Consider the following 25,287-nt stretch of genomic DNA (forward strand, 5'->3'; position numbering starts at 1 on the left):
ATTGTCGATTCGGGTTTTATTTTCTGCATTGCCGGAGGGAATCCCATCGAAAAACAAGTAAATAGGATTATTATTATGAAAAAAACAGTGGGAATTATTGGAGGAACTGGAAACATCGGGGAGGGTCTTGCAAGACGGATCTGTCTTGGCGAGAAATTCGATGTGATCATCGGTTCACGTGAGTCGGAAAAGGCCTGCGTTGCAGCAGATGGTGTTGTATGTGCTTTGAACGAGCGAAAATGCACGGCAACGACCTGTTCAGGCACGACGAATGCGGATGTGTGCTGCGCAGATGTTATCATTATCTCGTTACCTTTCGAGAGAGTTCAGAGTACGATCGAATCCATCGGCAAATCCGTCTTTGAAAACAAGATCGTCATCTCCCTTATCAACCCGATGATAAGAAACCCGAAAGAGAAATACTTCCTTCCGGATGCACCGGCAGAAGGTTCCGCAGCACTCGCTATCCAGAAGATGCTTCCGGCTTCAACCAAACTCATCGCAGCATTCAACAATGTTGCAGCCAACAAATGGATGGAACTCGACGAAGCTCTGGATTACAGCGTCGCCGTCTGTGGTGATGATGCTGAAGCAAAAAAGACCGTTATGGAACTTGTCGGCAGTGTTTCCAAACTGAAGCCGCTTGATGCCGGACCTCTTGCGATGACCAAAGTCGTTGAAGGGATCACTCCGCTCGTCATCACGATCGCCATGAGAAATGGTCTCAAGGATGTAGGTGTATACTTCAAATAACGAAAATATTCGACAATGCCTTTTGGGTGTAATGACCGTACAGTAAGCCCTCTCACATCTGAACGGTCTCCCATAAATGAGGCGGGGGCAAATGGATATTTTCTTTTTCCCGCACCCCGGGTCTGTCAAACATCCGGTTTTTTAGATCAGTGTCCAGACGCGGTATCAGATCCCCGGAATGTATGATGTCTCTTCTTTATAATACGGGATATAGACGATCCGCGAGTTTTCCACCGTGAAGTTGTATCTGAGGACCTGCAGGATACCCGGCTTTTCCGTCTCGTAGCGGAGATACAGAAATTCCGTGAGTTCCCGTGCCGTGTTATTGTTGATCAGGATCGGCATATAATTCCCTTCATAACCGGCAACGACTTCGACGATCTCGGGGTTTCGAATCGTCATATCGATCTCCCAGGGCTCGGCAAGATACCGCGGGATATCGGCCGCACAAATATAATAGCTGCGTTTACCGGAAATATCGGGAAGGCCGGTGGTCGTATCCCCGCCGGTGAGCTTGTCGGTCACTTCCAGGTCCACGTCGAACCGCCAGAATGGAATGAAGTCGGCTTTCACTCCCTCCATCGCTACTTTTGCCAGAAGATCGGGTTTGGCAACATCGTAGGGCACTGTTTTGACCGTATTTGCGGTGATATCCAGCAGGTGGGAGCATTTCTTGCAGGGGGTGATAACCTCTCCCCAAGGCTGCTCCACTTCTTCCCCGCAGAGCGGGCACTGCAGGATCGTTGAGTCATGGTTCAGAATCTCCTGATCGGTCAGCTGTTTGGGCACTCTTACTGCGGGGCGAAGCGACGCAACATGCGTCATCGTTCCCGTGGCGACGAAGGTCCTCCCCTCTTTGAATGCCGGATATCCCGCCATGCACATGGCAATACCCAGCAGAAGCAGGATGATCTGGAACATCTCGGCCAGCTGATACGGCCCTGTATGAATGAGCATGGCGACCGATGAACCGATCATGATCCCTCCAAGAGCGAGGGAGAGGATCATCATCCGGGTGCGTGCGGTCAGATTGATCGGGCTTGTCCCGCCTAAAACCTCGCCGCGCACGGCATCCACGATCGCCGTATAGTGGCCTCCCTTATAGGAGTAATGCGCTATCCAGACAGGGGCATACACCAGTTCGAACACTTTTGGAATCAGAAACGACTTTTTCAGCGTGATCCTATCGATTCGTTTTTCGACAGCGATCTTGATCATTTCATGGACCGCTTCTCTTCCCCGTTTGCTTGCCTCGATCGCGGATCCTCCCGGCTCCATCGAAACGACCGACCCTCTTACGTAAGGAACCTCCCCTCCTGGGTCAAGCCAGAGTTTTTCGATGCCGTATTTTCCGGTATCGCAGGCACACTCCGTCCAGATGAACTCGTCGTCGATCAGTTCCTCGAAGATGTTCCTGATCACATTGCCGGTCTGTTCGGTGTATTCGGAGTATCCGCAGGCGACGGCTTTTCCCTGGGCCACGAACCTCCAGAACGGCAGATAGATCAGGTACATTTCGCTGACTTCGGCACACTTCGCAAGATCGGGGGCTTTGATCCCTTTTGAAAACCAGGTCCGAAACGTCCGGTCGGCGACGCCTCTGGTGATCTTCGCTTTATAATAGGACTCGGCGACCTGATCCTCTACCGAACGCTCAAGCCCCATCTTTTCCCTCCCTGCGCTTGAGGTTTATCATACCGAGCATCTCGCTTTGATACAGGAAAAAGATGAGAACTGCTGCCACCAGAAGAAACAGCCAAGGACTAAAGTAGACGGCAATTAGGGAGAGGATCATTAACGGTATGGAGGCGATCAGTGCGGTCTTTCTCCAGTTGACCGGCTCTTTGATTGGGTGCCACTCTTCGTAGATTTTGCCGGATGCCGCGTCCACCTCGACCATATAAATGGATTTTTTCACTTTGTAGCTGATCAGCCAAAGCGGGATTCCAATCAGATCCTCAGAGCGGGCGATACCGTGCAGCTCGGGGTAATATACAAAGGATTGAATGGTGGCAGGCAGGATATTCGCCTCATCCGGAATCGGGACGATCTCGTTATCATCTCTATGCATATTCTGCAGACCCGAAAGGAGCGTCCCGCAGGCCGGCCGGTAGACCGTCACATCCGTGCATCCGTCCTCCCTGACGTATCTCCAGAAGGGGTAGTAGAGCATGACGGCTTTCCCGAATCTGATTTTGTCTTCGGGGATGAACGGATTGGTGTCCGACTCCAGCCACTCGCGGGCGAGTTCCCGCGCCCGCGCCTCATCGATCTGAGGGGCGATTACGCCGGAACACTGCAGAGGTGCGGGTATTCCTTCTGGTATTTCTGCCATAAATAAGTCAATATATTTACGTACATTCAGATAGATGTTTTCTTGCCTCACTCCACGGCGGCACCGGTCTTCCAATCAATTGGGAGCATATTTATACCTATAATGCACACAATTATACATTAACGTATATTGTTGTGATAAATGATGTTGAATATAACAACCTTCCTTGATGCAAACTCCTGCCGTCTGGAAAAACCGGTCTTTTTCTGTCCGGAAAGAAACACGTCATACACCTCTGCCGAAATACTTTCGATAAGTTCTGCGATCGGCCGCGATCTCCTCTCGCTTGGTGCCGTGAAAGGCGACCGTATCCTCCTCTATATGAACAGCAGCCCCGAATACCTCGTCTCCTACTTCGCCGTCTGGAGGATCGGCTGTGTTGCCGTTCCAACAAACCGCGTCTATACACCAAGCGAACTTGCCTATATGGTGGAAAACTCCGGTGCGAAGATCTTCATCACGGATGCCGACGGCGTGTCTGCCGCCCGGAAGCTTCCGGTCAAGACCTATGTGCCGGGAGACATCGAATCTCTGCGCGGGGAGCCCCGTCTCCTGCCGGAACATACGGAATATGATGATCTCTGTCAGCTCCAGTATACGTCCGGGACCACGGGCAAACCCAAAGGAGCGATGCTCACCCATGGAAACTGGCTTGCCTCAATCCACAACATCTGCGATGTTTTGACCTTCAAACAGGACGACGTCTATCTCGGCATCTATCCGATGGGTCATGTGGGCCTCTCCTGGGGGATCGCCGCGATGCGGGCGGGAGCTCTCTTTGTTATGATGGAGAGGTACGAGTATCAAAAATACCTCGATCTCTGCAAAGAGCACAAAGTGACCGTTCTCGCCGGCATGCCGCCGGTGATCCACTCGCTCACCGAAGCACCGGAGGGAACCGAAGATAGTCTTACCACCGTCAGGGAGATCATCTCCGGTGGCGGTCCTCTCCACCACGATATCTGGAAAAAATTCTATTACCGGTACAACATCCCGGTAATCAATGCCTACGGTCTTTCAGAGACTGTCGTCATCGGTACGGGAACAGTGATCCGTCCCGAAGATTATGCATCTGCCGACCGGTTCCAGAGCGTGGGTCATCCGGTCTGCTTCTCGGAAGTCAAGATCGTTGACGAGCTCGACTCCTCGATCGAGATGCCCATCGACATGCCCGGCGAGATCGCGCTTCGCGGTCCGGCGGTCGCCAAAGGTTACTGGAACATGCCCAAAGAGACCGCCGCTTCGTTCCTTGATGACGGCTGGTTCCTCACCGGAGATGTCGGATATCTCGATAAAGATCTTCGGCTTTTCCTCACCGACCGGAAAAAGGACATGATCGTCATGTCCGGCTGGAAGATCTACCCGACCGAGGTCGAAGAGGCCCTCATCGGTCACGAAGGCGTCGACGAGATCGCGGTCTTCGGGATCCCGGACGAACATCGGGGCGAGATGCCAGTAGCCGCCGTCGTTTGGCGGAAGGGCTGGGACAGCTCTGATAAAGAAGGCTCTCTTCGCGCATTTGCGAAAGAGCGTCTTGCGGGATATAAAGTCCCCCGCAGGATAATAACGGTGGACGCCCTCCCCCGGGTAAACGGCTGGAAGCTCCTGAGACGGGAACTTCGCGAACAATACTCATAAAAATACCCATCATGAAATCACGTGATATAGCACTCGTCGGCATTTTACTTGCCGCCGGGGCAATTGCCCGATACATCTCCTTATTCGTACCGGGCGCGATCGTCGCGAATCTGACGATCGCATTCTACTGCCTTGCGATCATCCTCGTCGTCCCGAAGTTCAAAGAAGCTCTCGGGATAGGCGTTGTAGCCGGAATTATTTGTGCGGTTTTCTCGCATTCGATCTTTCCTTTGGGAAACCTGATCTCGGAGCCGGTCGGTGCTGTGGTCTGTTTGGCGGTGTATAAACTCGTCAAGGATCATACCCGCCTCGCTCCGGCAATTTCAACCGCGATCGCCACCCCTGCGAGCGGTTTTACCTTCATCATCGTCACCTGCTTCGTGATGTTCTTCACGACCGAAACGACCGTCGCAACTGTCGCGGCTTTCGCGATCGCCCTGATCCCGATCGTGATGAGCGCCATGATCGTGAACGTCATCATCGCCCAGATCATCGCCATGCCGGCAACTTCGGTCATGCAGAAGACGAAGACCGTCATCGAAACTACCCACACCGAGGCAGCGCCGAGCGATTCGGTCGCCTTGGATAAGCTTACGTTCACCTACCAGGCGGCAGACACCCCGGCCCTCGACAACGTTTCGCTCAAAATAAATCCGGGCGAGTTCGTTGTGATCAACGGACCTTCCGGAGCCGGAAAAACCACACTTGCCCGTGCGATTTCCGGTGTCCTCGTTCACGCATACGGCGGGACCGTTGTTGGAAACATCTCTCTTTATGGAAAATACGCCGACGAATACAAAGACGTGACCGATCTCTCTTCCAAGGTCGGCATGGTGTTTGACGATGCCGATGCCCAGCTGATCTTCACCACGGTCGAGGAGGAGATCCTCACCGGTCTGGAGACCCGGGACCTTCCCGAGGACGAGGTCAGAAAGAAACTCGACGAGATCTACAAGATCACCTGTACGGGCCATATAACGGACCGTGCCCCGCACAATCTCTCCGGCGGTCAGAAACAGCGTGTTGCGATGGCCGCGGCCCTTTCCCGCGAGACCCCTCTCCTTGTTCTGGACGAGGCGACCTCCGAGCTGGACAAAAACGCCAGACGCCAGGTGTACAACCTGCTGAAGGGCATGACGGCGAAGGGCCACACGATCGTTTTGATCGAGCACATGATCGATGAGACGATCGGCTATGCCACCCGGATGATCACGATGAACGATGGGAAAATCGTCTACGACGGCGTTCCAAAACCCGAGAACACCAACTACCCGGCACTCGAAAAGACCGCCCCGACCCACGAAGTCGTGCTGGAGGCAGCCCACGTCACGCACAAATTCCCCGAGGTCCTTGCTCTGGACGATGTCTCGGTCTCCTTTTACAAAGGCGAGATCGCGGCGATCCTGGGTGAGAACGGATCGGGCAAGACGACGCTCGTCAAACACCTGAACGGTCTTCTCCGCCCGGATACGGGATCGGTCCTGCTGAAAGGCGAGGACATTTCGTCCCGTTCGATCCCGGAGATCGCAAAGCATGTCGGTCTGGTGTTCCAGAACCCGGACACGATGCTGTTTGAAAACACCTGCGAGAAGGAGATCCAGTTCGGTCTGAAGAACATCGGGAAGTCCGATGCCTCGCCGGCGGTCTCTCTTGCGGCCGTGGGCCTTGCCGGCAAAGCCAAGATGAATCCCCGTCATTTAAGCCGCGGCGAACGCCAGAAGCTTGCTCTTGCCTGCGTTCTCGCGACAGGCCAGGAGATCGTTATCATGGATGAGCCGACGACGGGTCTCGACCCGAAGGAGTCGTATGAGATCATGCGTGTTCTGACCGGAATGCGGAATGAGGGTAAGACGATTCTTATGGTGACGCACGACCCCGTACTTGCCGGCAAATATGCGGATCGGATCATCGAGATGGAAACGGGTAAAATAACCGCGATCCGCGGAGGTGAGTGAAATGGAAGACATTATGCAGTATATCCCGGGGAACCGGTTCGTTCACCGGTTGTCGCCGATGACGAAGATCTTCTTCGCGGTCGGTATGATGTTTGCGGCGATCTTCACGTCGAATCCGCTGCTTCTTGGCGGGATGGTCATTTTCGTGCTGGCGTTCGCGGCGATCGGCGGGCTTTTCAAGCCGCTTATCCGTCAGGTCCCTCTGCTGATCATTCTGGGTCTTGCTCTGGTCGTTTTGACGGTGCTTACGAGTGCGTCGGGCGATGTGCTGTTTACGCTTCTGCCGAACGGGATGTTCCCGGTGACGACGGGCGCGATCCTGTTCGCGGTGCAGATGGCTCTCCGGTTTGCGGTGCTGATCTTCTCGTTCCAGCTGCTGGTTATCTCGACCCAGCCGCGTGATCTGGTGAATGCTCTCTACACGCTCAGGATCCCGGGCGATTACGCACTGATGTTCCTGATTGCGATCCGGTTTATCCCGACTTTGCAGAGAGAGGGTGTCAGGATCAATGAGGCTCAGCTTTCCCGCGGGTATTTCCCGGGAGGCGGGGTCATCGGGAAGCTGAAGCAGCTCGGCCCGGTTATGCTTCCGTTGATGCTGAATTCACTCGCAAAGGCGGATACGCTTGGTCTGACGATCGATATGCGTGGATACCGGAAAGCGTCAGAGCACCGGAGAAAGATGGTCTACCATGCGGCGGATTTCGTGACGGTTCTGGTCGTTGCGGCAATCCTTGCAGGCATCGTGTATGTGACGTTCTTCCTGTAAGAAGAACTTAACAATTCTTTTTTTATTTTTTAGAAAATCTTCTCTGGTCCTATTCTACGAGATCATTGAATCATTCATCACTGATAGAGGGAAGTGGGATGAGTGTGGATAGATGAAGTTATTTAACCGCGAATCTCCGCGAATTCTCGCGAATCGCATTTTTCTTGCGTCGTCGTGCTCTGCTCCGGCTTATCGCCTACGCAGGAATCGCACGCCGTCTTGAAAAATGCTGGGGAAAAACCCGCGTGCGGGTTTTTCTTAAAGGTTATTCTGTATTTTTGGGTATGAGTTGAAGTAAATCAAAAGATTTCACATAACTTTATGGTAATAAAAAGAATAGAGATACATATGGTACGGAAAAGTCAACCAAATTGTCAAACTATTTTAGGTATGTGTAGGCATATGTCCAATGGTGATGGACGAAAAAGTGGTGGTTTCGTGGATTTATACATGGGTAAAAATCTCGCCACAAGTATTAGAAACAAAAATAGATTTAAGAAATTCCCCTTCTAGGTGAGCTCATGAAAGGCATTGACCACATGTATATTAGTTTAGCATGGGGTTTTTTGATAATGTCTCCAATTATTGTTACATATCCTATATATTTCGTTGCATTTATCGTAGGAATAGGGATTGGGGCTATTTTGCCTGATGTCGATGGAAGTATCTCTCCGTATGAATATAAAAGTGACGCCATGCGGACTTTTGGTATCGCCACGAAAAAAGCATACAAAACGACTGCTTGGGTTTTCAAGTCGGTTAAGCCAAACTATAATCGGGAATTACACACCCACCGTGGGATATTGCATAGTTTCCCCGGGGCTCTATTATGTATCTCTATTGTAATTATTCCTATCAATTTGATCATTTATTTCCTTGGATTATGGGACCTTCCTATTCTTGTAGCGTCGGGAGGCATATATGTTGGGGCATTCTTCCATCTTTTTGAAGATTGTTGTACATGGACTGGAGTTCGTTTGTTTGCCCCTTACAAAAATGTGCGATTATATGGAGAAATTAATACCTGTTCTAGTCGAAGGGAAGAAAACCGACCCCAAATGTATGGTAAAATATTTGCATTGCTTGGTGTAGGTTGTGTATGTTTTTTTGCCTTACATAATTTGCCCATCTTTGCTTCAGTAGCGTTTATTTATGATTTATCCCCATTTGTACTCATTATCATAACAACGGTCATTAGTTTCTTTCTCTGGTATATTATCTTTCTATATTCTGGTGGTAAGATAGAAACTAATTCGTAATTGCTGATATATTTTATGAATGGTGAGATGAATAACAGAAAAACCCGCACGCGGGTTTTTCCCCAGCATTTTTCCAGACGGCGTGCGATTCCTGCGCAGGCGATAAGCCGGAGCAGAGCACGACGACGCAAGAAAAATGCGATTCGCGAGAATTCGCGGAGATTCGCGGTTAAATAACTTCATCTATCCCGACTCACTCCCCCTTCTTCAGCTCATCCATTCTCGCTTTCAGATCGCTTTGAAACGCCTCGAAAGCTTCCTTGATCTCGGCATTTCTCTCATAGCATCTCTCCCTCCATTGACCAGACGCTTCGCTGTCTTCCTTTTCCTCCTTGTCCGGGATATATGCCAACGCGTAATCGAATGCCTGGTTCATGCAGACGTCGATAAAAGTATTTAGACTCTGCAGGACCTTTTCCGGGATGAAGGAGACGTTTGCCTCCGTCATATACTGTATCGTATGGGCTTTTTTCAAAAGATCATCCGATCTTTCCCGATGCCATTTGTTTCGTGCTTTTGCGTCGCTCGCCGGAGGCCCGTCTTTCAGCTCCTTATCCGGATGCAGCAGTAATGCCGTCGAATAGCAATGAGAAATCACCGGAGCCAGATCCCGATATGCCTGAAGTTCTGGATTCATCATGGCATTCAGCGCCGACTCGGTATTTGCCAGATTGTCCTGGATGTTCAGCATCTCCGCGATCGACCGTTTCTGGAATCTGGACAGCAGAACGGCCACGGTTATTGAGATCAGGATCCCTATGATCGTCAAACCTATGCTGACTATGCTCATATCGATGAGGACGTCACCGATCATAATACTCGTAATCGCCATACACTTCTCCTCGTCTTAGCGTATGATAAACATACGTCTCGTGGAACACGAATAGCCGGGTCTGCTGAAAAATCAGGGTGCAGGTCCAACCTGCTCCCTCGTTTTTTGTTCGTGTATTGGGTGCAGGTCTCAAAAACCTACGTGCTCCCTGATTCTGCTTTAATTCTCGCTCTTTTTTGAAAAATAAGCGTATATTAGTGGTTTTTGAAGAGGGTGCACATTTTTCCCGAAACTCTCAATATTGTAGTATTAAGGCTTAGAGAGAGGTTTTAAAAATTTTCCCAGGGTTTTGAAAAAAATGTGCTCCCTGGAAACTTTACTCCCGGTAGGGATCGATCCCTCCAAAACATCGGTGTCACATTTTTTTCAAAACCCTGGGAAAATTCTCAGATACCTCATTTCACCCCTAAGTACTATACTATTGAGAGTTTCGAAAAAAAACCTGACATGCAGAAATAAATCCGTTATATCCCGTATTTTTTTAAAATCAAGCTGCAATAAGCAGTTTTTTGGTGTCACCATCATTTTTCAAAACCTGACACCAAATTCCCTCCAAAAAAGAAGTGTCACATTTTCCAGAAACCAACGTGACACCACCCCTCTCATCAAACTCAAAATACATATATAGTAATATGATCATGCATAAACAATGTCAAACCGTTACCTCCCGAAAATATCCGGCGTAGAATCCCTCATTCTTGCATTGATCTGCGGCGTTGGCACGGCGATATTCACCCCCTGGTCTCTCGAGTTCGACCTCTTTGCACTATTCGGATTGGGATTTCTCATCACCGGCGTATTCCTTCTTCTCAAAAAACGTAACGGCACGAAGGAAAACGATGAAATAAAACAGTAAAAAATTTACAATAACTTTCTTCTCTCGCGAAAACTCAAAATATCGACGTTCTCTGTTGAGGTCTTTTCCGGCGTCGAGGATTCCGGTTTTTCCAGACAATCCATACACAAAATCATACAGTTTCGAACCTCATCTTTTCCCCCATCGCTCACAGGTTTAATGTGCTTGGCATCCCAGCCTCCCCGTCCTACCGCATTTCCCCTGTTTGCATAGATCAGTTTCTTCCCGCAGATCTGACAATATCCGTTCACTTTCTCAAACGCATTTCTTACTACATCTTCAGTAAAGGTCATCTTCCCTCCAATACCTAGGGATAGGTATCTCCGTCACGATAAAACTATCCCTGAACGCTATTTTGGAAAATCTCGGGGTTATGCGGGGTTTTGACCCGCAAACGAGTTTTCCTCTTATCTCCTCTCCTCTATCTCAGCTCGTAAGAAACAGGAACTGATAATAGGTCCCGTTCCAGAAAAGGATCTTCCCGCCGTACTTCCCGTAAATTTCCTGCCCCTCCAGAGAGGTGACCCCTGAAAACTTAAAATAATCAAGGGGGCGCTCATAGATATGCACATATTTTCCCATACACTCATAGAGACTTGGATGGGCCGCAAAATCCTCCTCCGTCAGATTCATGAGAACAGCATAATGCGGCAGTTCATCCTCCGCAATGGGGCGCATTGTAAACGCCTCGCTTAGATCACTAAACGGTTCGAGAATTACCCATATGCCGGTCACAGAGATGATAAGGATCACGGTAATCCACAGAAGCGCTTTTGATTTCTGCATGATGGGTCTTTCGTTCCGGAAATATATAATCGCTCTGGCTCAATCAGTCAATTCTCTGCCCACTCACAGCAGATTCATTTTCGAATCCTTCTCCGTGATCCGTCTGACCGGCTTACACGGATTCCCGAAAGCAACAAAATTTTCCGGAACATCCTTCGTTACAACGCTTCCGGCCCCGATCACCGCATTATCCCCGATATGCACGCCGCCCAGCACAACAACATTGCATGCGAGCCAGACATTATTCCCGATATAGATCTCTTCTGCGTATTCGGACATCGAAACATGTCCGTCCTCATACCGCATAGCTGTCCGCTCCGTTGGGATCAGCGGATGTGAGGTCGCCATCAGAGAAACATTCGGGCCGAACATCACATTGTCCCCGATAAAAATCCGGCCGTCGTCCATGATCGTCGTATTGAAATTCGCAAAGAAATTCTCCCCGATAAACGTATGACAGCCGTAATTGAACTGGATCGGTCCCTGGAAATAATAATTCTCACCGATTCTTCCGATAAACTCTCTGATGATCGGCAGACGGCCCTCATCGTACTCGTCCAAAGCATTGAATTTCTGACAGAGAACATGGGCCTTATGCTTCAAATCGCGAAGTTCCTTTGAACGTGCGTCAAAGAGCCGGCCTGCAAATATCCTCTCCTCTTCCGTCATTTAAATAAAACCTCCTCCTGTATGGCCTATAAATCTACTCATATCCCGTTTTAGGTCTGTACATACATTGGCTGAATCCATTGGATATACTACATTTCTGAGATAATTCTATGAAGATGTCACTTCAGTTGTAGTTTCACTGGATATCGTTGAAGTTGATTTTTCCATCATCATATTATAATGGTCAATTTGATTTAACTTTACAAATATTTGTTTAAATATTTCTAGATATCTCTGAACAGATTCAGAATCCGGACAGATATCAAAATCATCAAAAATCCCGTGAGAACCGGCATTAAGATACGATAAGAGGGATTTACAAATTATTTTATCAGTTCCTTCAAATTGATCTATAACTTTATGATAGTCTACATTTCCTATTATTTTAAAGTATGATTCCAATATTCTTCGCAAAGTATTTTGAATTGCAGGACTGATGTTCGATGTATCTTGTATCTCAGACCAAAGTAATGTATATGAATTTTCTATTGGATCCTTATCTTTATTCTCTATTTTAGATATGTTCTGTGCTTTTTTTACCATCCAAAAACCAGCTATATTGGGATAATCTATTTCTAATCTATATGCTACTTCTTTGTGGAAATAGACATTATGAGTTAAGACAAACACTTGCCGAATTCCATGATTATCATTTTTACAGTATTCAAACAGATTCCTCACCAAAGTACTTACAATAAAGAGAACTCCACTATCTAAACTTGAAATAGGGTCATCAACAATCACTATTTTGTCATTTTCAAGATTATTTGGGTCACTTTGACCTTGAATAAGATAATAAAAATACAAAAAAGTGATAAAGTTTCTTTCCCCGTCGCTCAATGTATCATGAGCATTCTCTCCGTTTGGTCGAATTATCCGATACGTATTCTTATATTCATCATCAGGATTTACATCTAATTTGAAGCCACTAAAGCCAACTTTCGTTAATATATCCTCAATATCATCAACCGTCTTCGTCACATTTATGAGGTTTTTTTGTTTCTCTGAAATCTCTTTCTTGATATTTTTTATGCGCTCTTGATGCCCATCAATATTCTTAGTTAAACTAGCCTTTCCTTTTTCAAATCCACTCATTTCCTTCTTATATTCGGTAATTGGATCTATAAGTTCATTAACAAGATATTGCCAGATTAATTTTTTACAATGCTCTTTCTCATTTTTCAGATCATGTATAATAGCATTATTTTTATTAATTGATACATTTATATTGTCAATATTATCATTGATATTGTTAATTAAAGGAATCACACTTTCAATTTCCACTGATTTTGATGGAAATGTAATTTTATTTTCAATGATTATTTTGTTTGATTTAAATATTATAGAAAGTGCCTCCCTGTTTTTCTCGATATCGTTATAATCTAAACCCGGAATTGGGCTATCTATTATGCTATCTAATTTTTCGAGACATGATGAAATATGAGATATATAATCTTCTTTCATGTTCTTGAGAGCATTATACTTATTATCAAATGCCTTATCAAAAAATGACTTTATTTCTTTTTGAATTGAAGAGTCAAGTGTACGTTGACAATATGGGCATTTTCCATTAGATTTCTCAGCATAACTTACTCCCTCTCTCACCCAATCACTATTATTTAAATATTCAATTAGTTCTCCGATTTCTGAATCTGAAGTCCCAGTGATTACTTCCATTAATAATGGACATTTTTCAATATCTGAAATATCTTTAACGTCAATTTTGTTGATGGTGCCATATTCTCTTTTATTATCATTATCGAACGCTGCTATATATCTCGATTTGATGTCATCCAACGAACTAACATTATTCTCATCAAAATTTTCGGATTCTTCCAAGCATTTTATTGCAAATGTTGTTTTACTTCCTCTAGTTCCAACTAATGCTTTACTATACGTCTCGCCATATTTTTTTTCTTCCCTCCAGCAACGTTCATAAAATATTTCCACTTTTTTCTGTTTTCTAGTATTTAAATCCTCAATATTCTTATTGCAACCATCAATTTTCTTCTTATGATCATCTATCTCGCCCTGTTTTTTTGCAATAAATTCCCGCGCTTCTTTTGATTCCACTCCCAAGGTGAAAATCCCTTTAATAGGATCATCTCTATTAAAATTAGCTTCAATAAATTCTTTGTTGTAAATTAAAACAGGTATTTTTCGATTATTTTCCCAGATAATTTTACTATTTATTGATATTGAGCAATCCTTGAGATATTTAGCGAGAGTACTTTTTCCAGATCCATTCCCTCCATAGATCATATTGATTTTTTTGGGGAGCATGCATCCCCCTTCACCAGTATAGGTCGCAAGATCCTTGATGTATATTTCTGATATCATAGAAGTTACCTGTCAGTATAACATTTCCAAAATGAAAATAATTTCAGAAGACTAAAATCAAATAATACTCGATTGATACCATTAATTTTCTATACGATAAAGCTATTCCAAGAATATTATTCAAATCAATCCTTCATGTATGATACGATCATGACGAATATCGTCGAAAAATAGTTTTTTATAAACAAGAAATATTATGGAAATAATTGTCTGATGAATAGAATCGTTTTTGCCATAATAGCTAATATAATATTGTAAAATAGTTGTTTTTAGAGTCTTTCCCGCACGTTCTTCGTCGCTTCGCACATCCGTGCAAGCTTCTCGAACGCCGTCTCAGGCGTATGCATCCGAAGACCGCAGTCCGGATCGATCAGAATATTTTCTGCCCCAAACGCATCCACGCAGGCAGTGATCCGCTCCTCGATCTCCTTTACCGACTCGATGTGCGGATCGGAACTCTTCACGCACCCGCAGCCGATCTTTTTCCCGGCAAGATCCCTCTTCGAGAGGACCGACAGATTCTCCATCGACACCGCATACTCGAAATCCAGAATATCCACCGGAAGCTTCGTCCAGGAATCTGCGATCTCCCCGAGCATCCCACACGTATGAATGCAGGACGGGGTCTTGATCCCGGCGAAGATTATTTTGAGAGCCTCCCGTGCCGTATCCACCGAAATCGCCCCCGTTGAAAGGATCGGCTCATCCACCTGAATGATCGCGACGCCCGTCTCTGCAAGATACTTCGCTTCTTGGTGCAGAGCGGCGGCGAGATCCATCACCACCTCTTCTTTATTCCGGTAGATCGGTGTATCCACATGCAGAGCGTAGGCGAGTGTACAGGGTCCTGTCAGGATCCCTTTCACGTATTTCGTCTTCGTCAGAGCATACTTTGTATCGCCGACCGTGATCGGTTTGTCCGCCGCTCCGATCTTTCCAAGAACGGTCTTATCCGAGATCCCCGGCAGCTTGGATACGAATGCCTGGACCATATCGGCTCTCACCTGTCCGTCCGAAATAATATCCACCCCTGCCCGTATCTGTTCGGCTACGGCAAACTGCACTGCTTTTTTGTACGGGTCGATTAAAGACGAAATTCCCGTTCCTTTCACACAAGGGAACGATCCGACGACCGTTGTCGGCATAATACAGGGGAGATCCATGATAAATTAGGTCGTCCCGTGAAGATAAAAATCCTCTGGATCGGGGACCATCTCTTCTGCCGCAAACCAAGAGTTTATTTTTTCGTATGAGAATCTATTGCTTGATCACCAATGTCCGCACCATTAAAAATTCCGAAGATGCAAAAAAGCGAATACGACTCACTTATCCGTGACAACGTCGTATCGCGGATTGCCTTCCTAGGGAAAGAATATCCCTACATCGCACCCTTCCTCTACGTCTTTGACGAGAAAAACCTCTACTTCCTCTCGACACGCTACGGTAAAAAGATGGAGCTGTTCTCCCAGAATCCGGCCGTATCCGTCGAGATAGAAAATGTCGCTCCGGATATGTCGACCTACAAGTTCGTGACGCTGCTCGGCAAACTTTCCGAGGTGACGGACGATGAAAGGAAACGTGCGGTAAAAAGTCACTTCGTCCAGCTTATCTCAGACAAAAAAATCTCGGAAAACAGTCTCTATGCCCTGGGTCACTCACCCACCGAGTCCCCTGAGAAGATCGTCGGCGAAGAACGAACAATGGTTTGGAAACTGGTTGATGTAAAGGAGATCGTTGCGCTGAAAAACGCATGATCTCCAATTTTCAAAATCACGCATTCATTCAAAAAAGATGGTCTCCCATACGCCTCATTTGGCCGTATGGGACGACCAATCGATTATTTGAGTTTTTTCTCGAGTTTCTTGAGCTTCTTTTTGGCGTCTTTGCTGCCGGATTCTGCAAGCTTCGAGAGTTCTTCAGCCTTTGCCTTCTTTACTTTGTTCAATTTTTCCAGCTGTTTCTTACTTGTCGGCATACATGTACCTCGTTTGGCTGGTTCTATTTAGAGTTATTCCCTGTTAATAATATCCCTGCCACTCCTTGACCTCAATGTGAAGAAAACTTCATATGAAATAAACTTCACATAATGTAGTATGAAAAAGGAAATACTCATTTCCTTCGCGGGCCTTGCCGCTGGAATCGTTCTGATCCTTCTCGCTGTCTTTGTATTTACGGGAAGTACTACGTTGAATGGTGCCTGCTATGGAGTTGGTGCCGCGTTAATTGCCCTCTCCGGAGGAAATCTGATTGGAAAATCCGTCGTAAAATCGGTCGAGACGCCCGAGATCCGGAAAATACAGGAGATCGAGATGAATGACGAGCGCAATATCCGTATCCGGGAACGTGCCGGCTGGAACACTGTCCGGATCTTTACGCCGGTATTGTGTTTTCTGACGCTTGCCACGGCTCTTATCGGCGTTGAATTATATGTGACGCTTGCGGCCTGCGGGCTTGTCGTTCTGCTCGCCGCTCTCTCCATCGGCTCACAGATATATTACGACAAGAGGCTCTAATGGAAAACCGGATTAAAGAACTGCGGGCTGCCCGGGGCATGACCCAGGCGGAACTTGCCGAGATCATCTCCGTATCCTCGAGAACAATCATCTCCCTTGAGAAGGGCCAGTATAATCCATCGGTCCTTCTCGCGCACAAACTTTCCCTCGTATTCGAGTGTCAAATCGAAGAGGTGTTCCTTTTCGGAAAAGAGGATGGGATCTGAATAATCAGATGTAATAATCTGCAGTCACACTTTTTTCGCTCACGCTTCTCACATATTTTTTGACCGGGCCTGCGTGATAGGGATGCTCGGCATAACCGCGAAGGGCATCTTCATCATCCACGATGACCGAAAGCGCGACATCGAAGGACCGCTCGGTGTGGGCATAATCGATACCGACCTCGATTTCCCTGATCTGTTCAACAACGCCTTTCATCGAAAGGAGGATATTGCGTGTTTCTTCGGCACATGCCGGGTCTTTGAGTTTGAAGAGAACGAGATGTTTTATCATAAAAAAAGGGTTATGGACTGACTCTGTGTCGGTCCCGCGGGAAGAGAACGGCTTCCCTGATATTCTGGAGATCGAGCATGGTCATGACCAGGCGTTCGGCACCAAGTCCCCAGCCTGCGTGGGGCGGCATACCGTATCTGAACGGATTTAAGTAGAACTCGAACGCGTCGGGGTTGAGACCTTTTGCTTTGATCTGTTCGACGAGAAGTGAGTGGATATGGCAACGCTGTGCGCCGGAAGTCAGCTCCATTCTCGGGTGCATCATATCGAATGCACGACAGACCTCGGGGCGGTCTTCGAACGGCATGGTGTAGAACGGTCTCGTGGAGGTCGGCCATTCGGTGATGAAGTACATCGTGCCCATCTTCTCTCCGACGATCCTCTCGGCAGCGGTCGAAAGATCGTCGCCGAAAACGAGCGGTTCGCCGCCGGCGGTGGAGATTTCGATTGCTTCTTTGTAGGTGATACGCGGGAACGGAACGGTCGGGACCTTGAAATCGGTGATGCCGAGCGTTGCAAGAGCATCGCCGCAGTGGTCGGCGACGTATTGATATGCCGAAGCTACGACGTTTTCGAGTACATGCATCGCGTCCTCTTCATTTGCAAAGGACATCTCGATATCGATCGAAGTGGCTTCGTTTAAGTGACGAACGGTGTTGTGTTCCTCTGCACGGAAGATCGCACCGATCTCGAAGACCCTGTCGAACCCGGCGCTCATCAGCATCTGTTTGTAGAGCTGGGGAGACTGATTTAAGAATGCCTCTTTGTCGAAGTAGGCGAGCGGGAAGAGTTCGGTTCCTCCTTCAGTTGCGGCAGCTACGATCTTTGGGGTCTGGACCTGGGTGAATCCGTTGTCCCAGAGGTATTCGCTGATGGCGCGAAGACAGGCGTTTCTTATCTGGAAAATAGCGTTGATGCGGGGTTTTCTAAGATCGAGGTACCGGTTGTCGAGCCTGGTGTCGAGTTCTGCGGGGACTTTTTCCGAGACGTCGAGCGGAAGAGGGGTCTCGGCACGGGAAACGACGCGGAGCATGTCGGGGACGAGTTCGCGTCCACCGGGTGCTTTTTCGGTTGCTTTGACAACGCCTTCGCATTCGATGACGGACTCGCGGGTCGCCTCTTTGACGGCGGCGAGTACTTCGGGGGTGACTTTCTTTTTCGGAATGGTGACCTGAAGGATCCCGGTTCTGTCGCGAACGAGAAGGAAGGTGAGTCCTCCAAGGTCACGTTCTTCGTGGACCCAGCCTGCAATGCGTGCATGCCCAATTTCAGGGGTCACGTCTTTTATTGGTATGCGCATAAAATCTCTATAGTATTTGCGGTGGAGATAGATTAGTGTTTGTCCGTTGTCGGAATCTTCGGTCACACCCGCCAGGAGATATGGGCATACTTCCCTTCGTCCGGGAAAGCCAGGCTGCCGTTTTCTCTCTTCACAAGGATGGAATCCAGATACCCGGTGATGATCCCTTTCTGCCACTCCTCGTGTGCATCCATTCGGTCCGCGTAATCATTGACTGCTGAGGCCAGATCTGGATATCCCCGTTCGTCCTTCATAGGATAGACTGCGATATCTGCGTAGATCCCCATCTGGTACAGACAGTGCCAAACCACATCGGCCTTCGGTTTCGGCCAGTACTTTTCCCCGTGCAGGCTTTCCCACAGACTGCTGTAGGTCACATCCCAGGTGGTGTCGTTTACAAACCAGAAGATATGCACCTCTTTTGCTGCCGTCCGATCCATCTTTCCAAGAGCCTCTTTCAGATTCGGCACGCTCAGCGCAAACGACGAGATCACGTAATCATATTTGTCGAGATTTTCCGCCTCAACATCTTCCCAGACCGCCGGGATCACGCCGATATCGGCATCCACCTGTAAAAATTTCCTGTATTCGTCCATTGCCTGCTTCATCGGTTTTGAGGGTTCGACCACGGTCACCCGGCATCCGTTTTTGGCTAAAGGCACGGCGAGTGTCCCGGGTCCAGCCCCTATATCCAGAACCGATGCACCGGATGGTATTTCCATGGCCGTAAGCTGGTCGTTTACCCGTGCCATTCCGCCGTTTTTCAGATTCTGCATCATCTTGTCGACGATTATCTGGCTCGAGAAAAATTCCGCACTGGTCCTGTATTTCGCCGTGTTCTTCTGCTTATTGGTGATTTCCTGCCATTCACTGTCTGCGTCGTTCATATTTCTCCTAAGATAATTTTCTTGGAAGCGGGAACTGATATTTTTTCCGCATCCAATTTGTAATACTAATTTTAATAACTATAATATTTAAAGTGCATCAAATTTTAAAACTAACATATTAATAGAATCAATACAAAGAAAAGAGTAGTTACTATGCATACGAAAAAGTACTTTGCCGTTGCAGGAGTTCTTCTCCTCACGCTTTTCATTGTTTTTTCCAGCGGGTGTATCGCATCTTCACAGACCAATCAGGATGCAGTGCTGAAAATCGCTACGCCCAACGAGATCACCGAAGCCTCGTACTTCGGGAACTACAACTTTGCCCAGATGACGCGTGTCGCCACGCCCCCCCTGATTCAGGTCGATGAAAACGGAGACTATGTCGGGGCAGTGGCAAAGAGCTGGACCGTTTCTTCCGATGGAAAAACCTGGACCTTTACCCTGGATCCGAATTATCAGTGGAGCGACGGAACGGCGCTTACCCCCGAGGATGTCAAATTCTCTCTTGAATATACATCTGAAAAGGTCACCACGGCCCCGTCGTGGATAAAGAATGCCACGATCACGACAAGCGGGAATGTCGTTACCATCAGTCTTGCCGATCCGGTGTACCGTCTGTGCGGCGATCTTGTTGCGATCAACATCGTTCCAAAGCATATCTGGGAATCGATCGATAATCCCGAAGAGTACGTCAATGCAGGACCCTATGTCGGCTCTGCCGCATACTACGTAAAGTCGGTCGATATCAACTCGGCGACCCTTGTCCTTGCGGTGAACCCGAAGTGGAAAGGAGATGCTCCTTACTATGGAACCGTCGAGCTTCACTGGTTCGCGACCGAAGATGCCGCGATTTTAGCCATGCTTGGGAATGAATGCGACACCTACTGGAAGTACGGCGCCTCGTTCCCCACATCGTCCGTTGCGCTTCTTGACTCCTCGAAAAAATTCACCACGGTCGAAACTCCGTCCTTAAAGATGACGTATGTTGGATTCAATACGATCTCTTCCGATGTCGGAAGCGATCTTGAGTTCCGCAAAGCGATCGCCTATGCGCTGAATTATGACGAACTCGTCGAGATCGGTGCTTCGGGATATGCTCTCTCGGCAAACTCCGGCTTCATTCCAAACGGGGTTCCGTATTATAAGAATACCACGGCCAACATCTACAATCTCGCAACCGCCAAACTGATGCTTGATGCGGCAGGTTACAAAGATGTAAACGGGGATGGAATTCGCGAGGACAAAAACGGCAATGCTTTAACCGTCACCCTCCTGACTCGTGACAAAGTCGCGGGAGAACTCATCAAAGAGTACCTCGAAAAGGCCGGGCTGAAAGTTGAGTATAAATTCGCCTCCGATCTGAACGCCTGGATCGAATTAAAGGATGCCCATGCATACGACATCGCCTACAATGGAATCACCGCCAAAGGCATGATGATGGATTCAGGCTGGGCAACCGGATACTTCGCCTCGAACACCGTAGGTGCCGGCAAACTCCAGAACGTTGACGACCCGGCATTCCTTGAACTCTGTGCGAAAATCGCAACAACTCCGGATGGAGACGAACTGAAAGCCCTGATCTCCACTCTTCAGGACTATTATGCAGACAACATGCCAGGCATCGCTCTCTACTGGTGCACGGATGTGACGCCGATCAATACGGAGATCGACGGCTGGTACATCTCCAAGGCAACGGGAATCCTGAACGAGATCAATCTCCTCTCGATTCACCCGGCCAATTAATCTCCCTTTTTTTACTTTTGTGACAAATAGTATACATACTTCGAAAAACGTATGAATAAGATCCTTGCCAGAAAAATCGTCCGCTATGCCGTATGCCTGCTGATAGTTGTTCTGCTCGTGTTTCTTCTTCCCCGCTGCATGCCCGGCGACCCGGTCCAGTGCCTAGTCGGAGAGGACGTGTATCTGACTCAGGAGATTCTCGATACGGTCACGGTCAAACTTGGCCTTGACCGCCCGCTTTTCGAGCAGTTCCAGATCTATATCGGGGACCTTTTCACGGGGAATCTGGGATATTCCTATACAAGGCATCAGAATGTGGCCGATCTGATCTGGGACCGCCTTCCCTGGACGCTTCTTCTCACGGGAGTTTCCATGCTGATCGGCTATACGTTTGGGATCATCGCCGGTACCTGGGCTGGGTGGATGACTGAGAAAAAACGTGCGAAGGTCATGACCGGATTTGGAGTCTTCGTGTCCTGCATTCCGCCGTATTTACTCGGTCTGATCTTTTTCTCGGTGTTCGTGTACCAGCTCGGCTGGTTCCCCTACAAAGGATTTTACGAGACCCCGGATCTTTTCAGCGTGTGCTATCATATGGCGCTTCCCGTTTTGACGCTCGCCTTGTTCGTATTTGCGAGAAACATGATCATCATGCGGGGGTCCGTTCTGACGGAAAAAAACCAGCTGTATCCGCAGTTTGCAAAAAGTCTCGGCGTTCCCCGAAGAAAAATCATCTACGGTCATGTGATGAAGAATGCGATCCTGCCGATCCTTACCCATTTTGCGATCGACTTCGGCTTCATTTTATCCGGCGCGCTTTTTATCGAGATCATTTTCTCACTCAATGGTCTTGGAAGAGTCATGTACACGGCGGTCCTGAATCTGGATTATCCGGTGCTTTCCGGACTGTTTCTGGTGATCGCTCTCATGGCGATCTGTGCGAATCTGATCGCCGACATTCTCTACGGGATCATCGATCCGCGGGTGAAACGGGGTGACGATCAGTGAAGTTCGACCGGCGGTATATCCTTCCGGGTCTTCTGATCCTGATATTCTTGATCGTTGCGATCTTTCCGGGGATGTTTGCTCCGTACTCGATCAGCGATCGAACTGCTACCTATCAGGCACCGAGTGCCGAACATCTTCTTGGAACCGACAATATGGGAAAGGACATCTTCTCCCTCCTGATCTATGCAGCCAGATGGACGCTGACGATCGGATTCGCCTCCGGTCTTCTTGCCGTGTGTGTGGGAACCGGTTTTGGTCTTCTTGCCGGCTGGAGAAGAGGAGTCCTGGATGAGTTTTTGATGGGAACGACGGATATCGTTCTTATTCTCCCGAAGATCCCTCTGGTGATTATTCTCGCCGCATATCTCGGCCCGAGTCCATGGGTTCTGATCTTCGTTCTGGGGCTTTTGTCCTGGGAATCGATCGCCCGGGTCGTGCGTTCGAAAGTTATTCAGATCCGGTCGTCCGAGTATATTCTCGCCGCTCGGTGTCTGGGATTTTCGGATTGCCGGATCATGTTCAAAGAGATATTACCCGTGGTTTTTCCGGTGATCGTGCCGAAGTTCGTTCTGGTTACGGCGGCGGCGATGATCTCGGAGGCATCTCTCGCGTTTCTTGGGCTTTCCGATCCACAAACGGTTTCGTGGGGAGGCATGATCTCGGACGCCTTTACCTACAGCGGGTTCCTTCGCGGCATGTGGTACTGGTGGCTCCCTCCGGCATTATGCATCATTCTCGGAGTTCTGGCGATCACGAGTCTTGCCTTCATCCATGAACGCGGTGTTCGCGAGGTGATGCAGTTATGAAAAACATGCTCGAGATCAGTGACCTGTCCGTCTCCTTCCCGGGACCGAACGGAAAAATTCCCGCTGTCCGAAATCTCTCTCTCTCGCTTGCACCGGGAGAGTGTCTTGCGATCGTCGGCGAGTCCGGGTGCGGGAAGTCCGTGGTTGCCCAGGCGGTCTTACGTCTCCTCCCCCCCGGGACCGAGGTTCTTGGCCGCATCTCGTATCAGGGGCAGGATCTTCTGCATCTCTCTGAAAATGAGATGGATCATATTCGGGGTCAGGAGATCGGGATGGTTTTTCAGAGCCCGGAAAGAGCTCTCAATCCGGTGATGAAGATTGGAAAACAGCTGATCTCACCGCAGGTGATGCATGGACTCTGTTCGGAAAAGGATGCGGAGCTTCGGGCGAAAGGTGTCCTGCAGAGTCTTGGTCTGGACGCAGACCGGGTTATGTCCTCCTATCCCTGGATGTGTTCCGGAGGGATGTGTCAGCGGATCGTGTTTGCCGCGGTCTCCCTTCTTCATCCGAATCTGGTGATCGCCGATGAGCCGACCAAAGGACTTGACGCCGCAAATGTCACGGATCTTGAAGCGATGCTTTCCACGGTCACTGCCGGAAAAAGCACTGGTCTTCTTTTGATCACGCATGATATGGATGTAGCCTCCCGTCTTTCGAACCGCATTGCCGTTATGTACTGCGGCATGATCGTCGAAGAGGGGGAGACTAAGTCCGTTTTATCATCACCGAAGCATCCGTATACCCGTGGTCTTCTCGGCAGTCTTCCAAAGAACGGGTTCGTGCCGATCCCGGGAATCTCTCCAGCACTCAGCGATCTGCCGAATGGCTGCGTCTTTCATCCGCGTTGTGTGTTTGCTGACGAAACGTGCAGAACGGAAATCCCTGATCTGATTGACGGAGTGAGGTGCCGCCGATGCTGATTTTAGAAGCCGATCATATTTCAAAATCATATGGGAAGTTTGCGGCACTAAACGATCTCTCTATGGAGATCGCGGCCGGCGAGACCGTCGGGCTTACCGGTCTTTCGGGATCCGGAAAAAGTACCTGTGCCAGGATCCTTGCAGGACTCGAACGCCCAAATACCGGTTTCGTGAAATATGCCGGAAAAGAACTGACCGGTCCCACCCCAGAGATCCAGATGATCTTTCAGGATCCGGCTGGGTCCTTCAACCCGGTTCGAACGATCTATCAGTCGTTATCTTCCGTGCTGAGTCTGCAGGGTGTACCTAAATCAAAGCGCCGCGATCTTCTTTCGGAGCATTTCCAGAATGCCGGGCTGCAGACCGAAATTTTATCCCGCTATCCCGACCAGATCTCTGGAGGGCAGGCTCAGAGGGTCGCGATCGTCCGGGGCATGCTCGTTCACCCGAAGGTGATGATTCTGGACGAACCAACCTCGGCGCTCGATGTCTCGGTCCAGGCCCAGATCCTGCACCTGCTTAAAAAAATCCAGAAGGAAAACGGCATATCCTACGTGTTTATCTCGCACGATCCGTCGGTTGTTGAATTCATGGCGGACCGGGTGATCCACCTGTGATGATTTTCTCAACCCATATTGAAGGGCAGATTGATATTTCGTACTGCCGATTCTATTAATACTACCATGTCCGGGACTGTTTATCTGCATAAGATCATGCTGAAACATTTTGACGACACCTCGTATCTTGCAGATCTGCCGGTCGTGCGGAATCTTGAACATATGGGCGAGCTGTCGTTCGAGTCTCCGGTGACGTTTTTTGTGGGTGAAAACGGCTCGGGCAAATCAACTCTGCTGGAGGCCATCGCCATTTCAGCAGGGTTCAATGCGGAAGGCGGGTCCCGGAACTTTTCGTTTGCCACGAAATCTACCGAGTCGAATCTGCATTCATACCTGACATTATCGCGTCGCGGCCGGGAGAAGGACGGATTTTTCTATCGGGCAGAGAGTTTTTACAATGTGGCATCACAGGTGACGGATCTGCAGCTCAATCTCGACGGGTACGGGGGCAAATCCCTGCACGATCAGTCTCACGGCGAAAGTCTGCTGGCACTTGTGCAGAACCGGTTTAGAGGGAACGGTCTGTATATCCTCGATGAACCGGAATCAGCCCTTTCTCCCATGCGGCAGATGACGCTGATGCTGGAGATCAAACGGCTGGTCGAAGAGGAGCACTCCCAGTTTCTGATCGCGACCCATTCTCCGATCCTGATAACGTATCCCGGTGCTGATATTTTCGAGATAACGCCGGAGGCTATTTTGAAAACGACGTATGATAAGACCGAATCATACCAAATCACCAAACGCTTTCTGGATGATCCGAAACATATGCTCGATGCACTGTTCGAGGATTAAAACAAAGAAAA

27 protein-coding genes are annotated in these 25,287 nt (G+C 48.6%); 15 read left to right on the forward strand and 12 right to left on the reverse strand.

Features of this window, described 5'->3' with window-relative positions:
* Nucleotides 1-75 precede the first annotated feature (75 nt).
* Nucleotides 76-753: an NADPH-dependent F420 reductase gene (npdG, locus tag MLAB_RS00110; protein WP_011832401.1), complete on the forward strand. Its 678-nt coding sequence runs from the start codon at nucleotides 76-78 to the stop codon at nucleotides 751-753.
* 165 nt (nucleotides 754-918) lie between these two features.
* Here npdG and MLAB_RS00115 read toward each other — a convergent pair whose 3' ends face one another.
* Nucleotides 919-2,418, reverse strand: a complete 1,500-nt coding sequence (locus tag MLAB_RS00115) for a hypothetical protein (RefSeq protein WP_011832402.1) — start codon at nucleotides 2,416-2,418, stop codon at nucleotides 919-921.
* The gene (locus tag MLAB_RS00120; protein WP_011832403.1) at nucleotides 2,408-3,088 is read right to left on the reverse strand and encodes a hypothetical protein; all 681 of its coding nucleotides are present in this window, start codon (nucleotides 3,086-3,088) and stop codon (nucleotides 2,408-2,410) included. The genes MLAB_RS00115 and MLAB_RS00120 overlap by 11 nt, the downstream gene beginning before the upstream one ends.
* Before the next feature lie 144 nt (nucleotides 3,089-3,232).
* On the opposite strand from MLAB_RS00120, the gene MLAB_RS00125 reads away from it, so the two are divergent.
* The 4 genes from MLAB_RS00125 (at nucleotide 3,233) to MLAB_RS00140 (ending at nucleotide 8,709) form a co-directional block, all read left to right on the forward strand.
* Nucleotides 3,233-4,726, forward strand: coding sequence for a class I adenylate-forming enzyme family protein (locus MLAB_RS00125; RefSeq protein ID WP_011832404.1), 1,494 nt, complete (start codon nucleotides 3,233-3,235; stop codon nucleotides 4,724-4,726).
* An 11-nt stretch (nucleotides 4,727-4,737) separates the two neighbouring features.
* Nucleotides 4,738-6,681 (forward strand): ABC transporter ATP-binding protein, encoded by a 1,944-nt coding sequence (locus MLAB_RS00130; protein WP_011832405.1) that lies wholly within the window; start codon nucleotides 4,738-4,740, stop codon nucleotides 6,679-6,681.
* A 1-nt stretch (nucleotide 6,682) separates the two neighbouring features.
* Nucleotides 6,683-7,450 carry an energy-coupling factor transporter transmembrane component T family protein gene (locus MLAB_RS00135; RefSeq protein WP_011832406.1) on the forward strand — a complete coding sequence of 256 codons (768 nt, stop codon included), beginning with the start codon at nucleotides 6,683-6,685 and terminating at the stop codon, nucleotides 7,448-7,450.
* 521 nt (nucleotides 7,451-7,971) lie between these two features.
* Complete coding sequence (locus MLAB_RS00140) at nucleotides 7,972-8,709, forward strand: metal-dependent hydrolase (protein ID WP_011832407.1); 738 nt, start codon at nucleotides 7,972-7,974, stop codon at nucleotides 8,707-8,709.
* Between the two features lie 193 nt (nucleotides 8,710-8,902).
* On the opposite strand, the gene MLAB_RS00145 is transcribed toward MLAB_RS00140, so the two are convergent.
* Entirely contained in the window at nucleotides 8,903-9,541 is a 639-nt protein-coding gene (locus MLAB_RS00145) for a hypothetical protein (RefSeq protein ID WP_011832408.1), read from the reverse strand.
* A gap of 649 nt (nucleotides 9,542-10,190) precedes the next feature.
* Between MLAB_RS00145 and MLAB_RS00150 the strand changes: the two genes are divergently transcribed.
* On the forward strand, nucleotides 10,191-10,397 hold the full coding sequence (locus MLAB_RS00150; RefSeq protein ID WP_048061926.1) for a hypothetical protein: 207 nt from the start codon (nucleotides 10,191-10,193) through the stop codon (nucleotides 10,395-10,397).
* 5 nt (nucleotides 10,398-10,402) lie between these two features.
* On the opposite strand, the gene MLAB_RS00155 is transcribed toward MLAB_RS00150, so the two are convergent.
* The 5 genes from MLAB_RS00155 to MLAB_RS00175 form a co-directional block, all read right to left on the reverse strand.
* The gene (locus tag MLAB_RS00155; protein ID WP_011832409.1) at nucleotides 10,403-10,690 is read right to left on the reverse strand and encodes an HNH endonuclease; all 288 of its coding nucleotides are present in this window, start codon (nucleotides 10,688-10,690) and stop codon (nucleotides 10,403-10,405) included.
* Nucleotides 10,691-10,823: 133 nt separating this feature from the next.
* On the reverse strand, nucleotides 10,824-11,183 hold the full coding sequence (locus tag MLAB_RS00160; protein ID WP_011832410.1) for a hypothetical protein: 360 nt from the start codon (nucleotides 11,181-11,183) through the stop codon (nucleotides 10,824-10,826).
* 63 nt (nucleotides 11,184-11,246) lie between these two features.
* Nucleotides 11,247-11,852 carry a sugar O-acetyltransferase gene (locus MLAB_RS00165; protein ID WP_011832411.1) on the reverse strand — a complete coding sequence of 202 codons (606 nt, stop codon included), beginning with the start codon at nucleotides 11,850-11,852 and terminating at the stop codon, nucleotides 11,247-11,249.
* 108 nt (nucleotides 11,853-11,960) lie between these two features.
* Nucleotides 11,961-14,192: an ATP-binding protein gene (locus MLAB_RS00170; protein ID WP_011832412.1), complete on the reverse strand. Its 2,232-nt coding sequence runs from the start codon at nucleotides 14,190-14,192 to the stop codon at nucleotides 11,961-11,963.
* A gap of 269 nt (nucleotides 14,193-14,461) precedes the next feature.
* Nucleotides 14,462-15,355 carry a methionine synthase gene (locus tag MLAB_RS00175; RefSeq protein ID WP_011832413.1) on the reverse strand — a complete coding sequence of 298 codons (894 nt, stop codon included), beginning with the start codon at nucleotides 15,353-15,355 and terminating at the stop codon, nucleotides 14,462-14,464.
* 138 nt (nucleotides 15,356-15,493) lie between these two features.
* Here MLAB_RS00175 and MLAB_RS00180 point away from each other — a divergent pair, with 138 nt between their 5' ends.
* Complete coding sequence (locus MLAB_RS00180) at nucleotides 15,494-15,946, forward strand: pyridoxamine 5'-phosphate oxidase family protein (protein WP_245525968.1); 453 nt, start codon at nucleotides 15,494-15,496, stop codon at nucleotides 15,944-15,946.
* A gap of 83 nt (nucleotides 15,947-16,029) precedes the next feature.
* Here the strand turns inward: MLAB_RS00180 and MLAB_RS09780 are convergent, their stop codons facing one another.
* The gene (locus tag MLAB_RS09780; RefSeq protein ID WP_187146123.1) at nucleotides 16,030-16,167 is read right to left on the reverse strand and encodes a hypothetical protein; all 138 of its coding nucleotides are present in this window, start codon (nucleotides 16,165-16,167) and stop codon (nucleotides 16,030-16,032) included.
* Between the two features lie 118 nt (nucleotides 16,168-16,285).
* Between MLAB_RS09780 and MLAB_RS00185 the strand changes: the two genes are divergently transcribed.
* Both MLAB_RS00185 and MLAB_RS00190 read left to right on the forward strand, forming a co-directional pair.
* Nucleotides 16,286-16,705: a hypothetical protein gene (locus MLAB_RS00185; RefSeq protein ID WP_011832415.1), complete on the forward strand. Its 420-nt coding sequence runs from the start codon at nucleotides 16,286-16,288 to the stop codon at nucleotides 16,703-16,705.
* Nucleotides 16,705-16,911 (forward strand): helix-turn-helix transcriptional regulator, encoded by a 207-nt coding sequence (locus MLAB_RS00190; protein WP_011832416.1) that lies wholly within the window; start codon nucleotides 16,705-16,707, stop codon nucleotides 16,909-16,911. Before MLAB_RS00185 ends, MLAB_RS00190 begins: the two co-directional genes overlap by 1 nt.
* Before the next feature lie 4 nt (nucleotides 16,912-16,915).
* On the opposite strand, the gene MLAB_RS00195 is transcribed toward MLAB_RS00190, so the two are convergent.
* From MLAB_RS00195 to MLAB_RS00205, 3 genes are all read right to left on the reverse strand, one after another.
* Entirely contained in the window at nucleotides 16,916-17,200 is a 285-nt protein-coding gene (locus tag MLAB_RS00195) for a Dabb family protein (RefSeq protein WP_011832417.1), read from the reverse strand.
* Between the two features lie 10 nt (nucleotides 17,201-17,210).
* The gene (gene aspS / locus MLAB_RS00200; protein WP_011832418.1) at nucleotides 17,211-18,500 is read right to left on the reverse strand and encodes an aspartate--tRNA(Asn) ligase; all 1,290 of its coding nucleotides are present in this window, start codon (nucleotides 18,498-18,500) and stop codon (nucleotides 17,211-17,213) included.
* A gap of 62 nt (nucleotides 18,501-18,562) precedes the next feature.
* Nucleotides 18,563-19,387 carry a class I SAM-dependent methyltransferase gene (locus tag MLAB_RS00205; RefSeq protein ID WP_011832419.1) on the reverse strand — a complete coding sequence of 275 codons (825 nt, stop codon included), beginning with the start codon at nucleotides 19,385-19,387 and terminating at the stop codon, nucleotides 18,563-18,565.
* A gap of 153 nt (nucleotides 19,388-19,540) precedes the next feature.
* Between MLAB_RS00205 and MLAB_RS00210 the strand changes: the two genes are divergently transcribed.
* The 6 genes from MLAB_RS00210 to MLAB_RS00235 all read left to right on the forward strand — a co-directional run bounded on the left by MLAB_RS00210 (nucleotide 19,541) and on the right by MLAB_RS00235 (nucleotide 25,276).
* The gene (locus tag MLAB_RS00210) at nucleotides 19,541-21,130 is read left to right on the forward strand and encodes an ABC transporter substrate-binding protein (RefSeq protein WP_011832420.1); all 1,590 of its coding nucleotides are present in this window, start codon (nucleotides 19,541-19,543) and stop codon (nucleotides 21,128-21,130) included.
* A 51-nt stretch (nucleotides 21,131-21,181) separates the two neighbouring features.
* Nucleotides 21,182-22,138, forward strand: coding sequence for an ABC transporter permease (locus tag MLAB_RS00215; protein ID WP_011832421.1), 957 nt, complete (start codon nucleotides 21,182-21,184; stop codon nucleotides 22,136-22,138).
* Nucleotides 22,135-22,944 (forward strand): ABC transporter permease, encoded by an 810-nt coding sequence (locus MLAB_RS00220; protein ID WP_011832422.1) that lies wholly within the window; start codon nucleotides 22,135-22,137, stop codon nucleotides 22,942-22,944. The genes MLAB_RS00215 and MLAB_RS00220 overlap by 4 nt, the downstream gene beginning before the upstream one ends.
* Nucleotides 22,941-23,864, forward strand: coding sequence for an ABC transporter ATP-binding protein (locus MLAB_RS00225; protein ID WP_011832423.1), 924 nt, complete (start codon nucleotides 22,941-22,943; stop codon nucleotides 23,862-23,864). The genes MLAB_RS00220 and MLAB_RS00225 overlap by 4 nt, the downstream gene beginning before the upstream one ends.
* Nucleotides 23,858-24,481 carry an ABC transporter ATP-binding protein gene (locus MLAB_RS00230; protein ID WP_011832424.1) on the forward strand — a complete coding sequence of 208 codons (624 nt, stop codon included), beginning with the start codon at nucleotides 23,858-23,860 and terminating at the stop codon, nucleotides 24,479-24,481. The genes MLAB_RS00225 and MLAB_RS00230 overlap by 7 nt, the downstream gene beginning before the upstream one ends.
* A gap of 66 nt (nucleotides 24,482-24,547) precedes the next feature.
* Nucleotides 24,548-25,276, forward strand: a complete 729-nt coding sequence (locus MLAB_RS00235) for an AAA family ATPase (protein WP_011832425.1) — start codon at nucleotides 24,548-24,550, stop codon at nucleotides 25,274-25,276.
* The last annotated feature ends 11 nt before the right edge of the window (nucleotides 25,277-25,287 follow it).

The sequence above is a fragment of the Methanocorpusculum labreanum Z genome (assembly GCF_000015765.1).
GTDB classification, from domain to species: Archaea; Halobacteriota; Methanomicrobia; order Methanomicrobiales; family Methanocorpusculaceae; genus Methanocorpusculum; species Methanocorpusculum labreanum.

What these genes read in the sequence shown, in the direction of transcription:
- MLAB_RS00145 (WP_011832408.1), bottom strand. Translation starts at nt 9,541, where the DNA reads ATGGCGATTACGAGTATTATGATCGGTGACGTCCTCATCGATATGAGC.
- aspS (WP_011832418.1), bottom strand. Translation starts at nt 18,500, where the DNA reads ATGCGCATACCAATAAAAGACGTGACCCCTGAAATTGGGCATGCACGC.
- MLAB_RS00140 (WP_011832407.1), top strand. Translation starts at nt 7,972, where the DNA reads ATGAAAGGCATTGACCACATGTATATTAGTTTAGCATGGGGTTTTTTG.
- MLAB_RS00125 (WP_011832404.1), top strand. Translation starts at nt 3,233, where the DNA reads ATGTTGAATATAACAACCTTCCTTGATGCAAACTCCTGCCGTCTGGAA.
- npdG (WP_011832401.1), top strand. Translation starts at nt 76, where the DNA reads ATGAAAAAAACAGTGGGAATTATTGGAGGAACTGGAAACATCGGGGAG.
- MLAB_RS00160 (WP_011832410.1), bottom strand. Translation starts at nt 11,183, where the DNA reads ATGCAGAAATCAAAAGCGCTTCTGTGGATTACCGTGATCCTTATCATC.
- MLAB_RS00115 (WP_011832402.1), bottom strand. Translation starts at nt 2,418, where the DNA reads ATGGGGCTTGAGCGTTCGGTAGAGGATCAGGTCGCCGAGTCCTATTAT.
- MLAB_RS00120 (WP_011832403.1), bottom strand. Translation starts at nt 3,088, where the DNA reads ATGGCAGAAATACCAGAAGGAATACCCGCACCTCTGCAGTGTTCCGGC.
- MLAB_RS00130 (WP_011832405.1), top strand. Translation starts at nt 4,738, where the DNA reads ATGAAATCACGTGATATAGCACTCGTCGGCATTTTACTTGCCGCCGGG.
- MLAB_RS00230 (WP_011832424.1), top strand. Translation starts at nt 23,858, where the DNA reads ATGCTGATTTTAGAAGCCGATCATATTTCAAAATCATATGGGAAGTTT.
- MLAB_RS00205 (WP_011832419.1), bottom strand. Translation starts at nt 19,387, where the DNA reads ATGAACGACGCAGACAGTGAATGGCAGGAAATCACCAATAAGCAGAAG.
- MLAB_RS00215 (WP_011832421.1), top strand. Translation starts at nt 21,182, where the DNA reads ATGAATAAGATCCTTGCCAGAAAAATCGTCCGCTATGCCGTATGCCTG.
- MLAB_RS00235 (WP_011832425.1), top strand. Translation starts at nt 24,548, where the DNA reads ATGTCCGGGACTGTTTATCTGCATAAGATCATGCTGAAACATTTTGAC.
- MLAB_RS00135 (WP_011832406.1), top strand. Translation starts at nt 6,683, where the DNA reads ATGGAAGACATTATGCAGTATATCCCGGGGAACCGGTTCGTTCACCGG.
- MLAB_RS00195 (WP_011832417.1), bottom strand. Translation starts at nt 17,200, where the DNA reads ATGATAAAACATCTCGTTCTCTTCAAACTCAAAGACCCGGCATGTGCC.
- MLAB_RS00225 (WP_011832423.1), top strand. Translation starts at nt 22,941, where the DNA reads ATGAAAAACATGCTCGAGATCAGTGACCTGTCCGTCTCCTTCCCGGGA.
- MLAB_RS00180 (WP_245525968.1), top strand. Translation starts at nt 15,494, where the DNA reads ATGCAAAAAAGCGAATACGACTCACTTATCCGTGACAACGTCGTATCG.
- MLAB_RS09780 (WP_187146123.1), bottom strand. Translation starts at nt 16,167, where the DNA reads ATGCCGACAAGTAAGAAACAGCTGGAAAAATTGAACAAAGTAAAGAAG.
- MLAB_RS00170 (WP_011832412.1), bottom strand. Translation starts at nt 14,192, where the DNA reads ATGATATCAGAAATATACATCAAGGATCTTGCGACCTATACTGGTGAA.
- MLAB_RS00190 (WP_011832416.1), top strand. Translation starts at nt 16,705, where the DNA reads ATGGAAAACCGGATTAAAGAACTGCGGGCTGCCCGGGGCATGACCCAG.
- MLAB_RS00185 (WP_011832415.1), top strand. Translation starts at nt 16,286, where the DNA reads ATGAAAAAGGAAATACTCATTTCCTTCGCGGGCCTTGCCGCTGGAATC.
- MLAB_RS00175 (WP_011832413.1), bottom strand. Translation starts at nt 15,355, where the DNA reads ATGGATCTCCCCTGTATTATGCCGACAACGGTCGTCGGATCGTTCCCT.
- MLAB_RS00150 (WP_048061926.1), top strand. Translation starts at nt 10,191, where the DNA reads ATGTCAAACCGTTACCTCCCGAAAATATCCGGCGTAGAATCCCTCATT.
- MLAB_RS00210 (WP_011832420.1), top strand. Translation starts at nt 19,541, where the DNA reads ATGCATACGAAAAAGTACTTTGCCGTTGCAGGAGTTCTTCTCCTCACG.
- MLAB_RS00155 (WP_011832409.1), bottom strand. Translation starts at nt 10,690, where the DNA reads ATGACCTTTACTGAAGATGTAGTAAGAAATGCGTTTGAGAAAGTGAAC.
- MLAB_RS00165 (WP_011832411.1), bottom strand. Translation starts at nt 11,852, where the DNA reads ATGACGGAAGAGGAGAGGATATTTGCAGGCCGGCTCTTTGACGCACGT.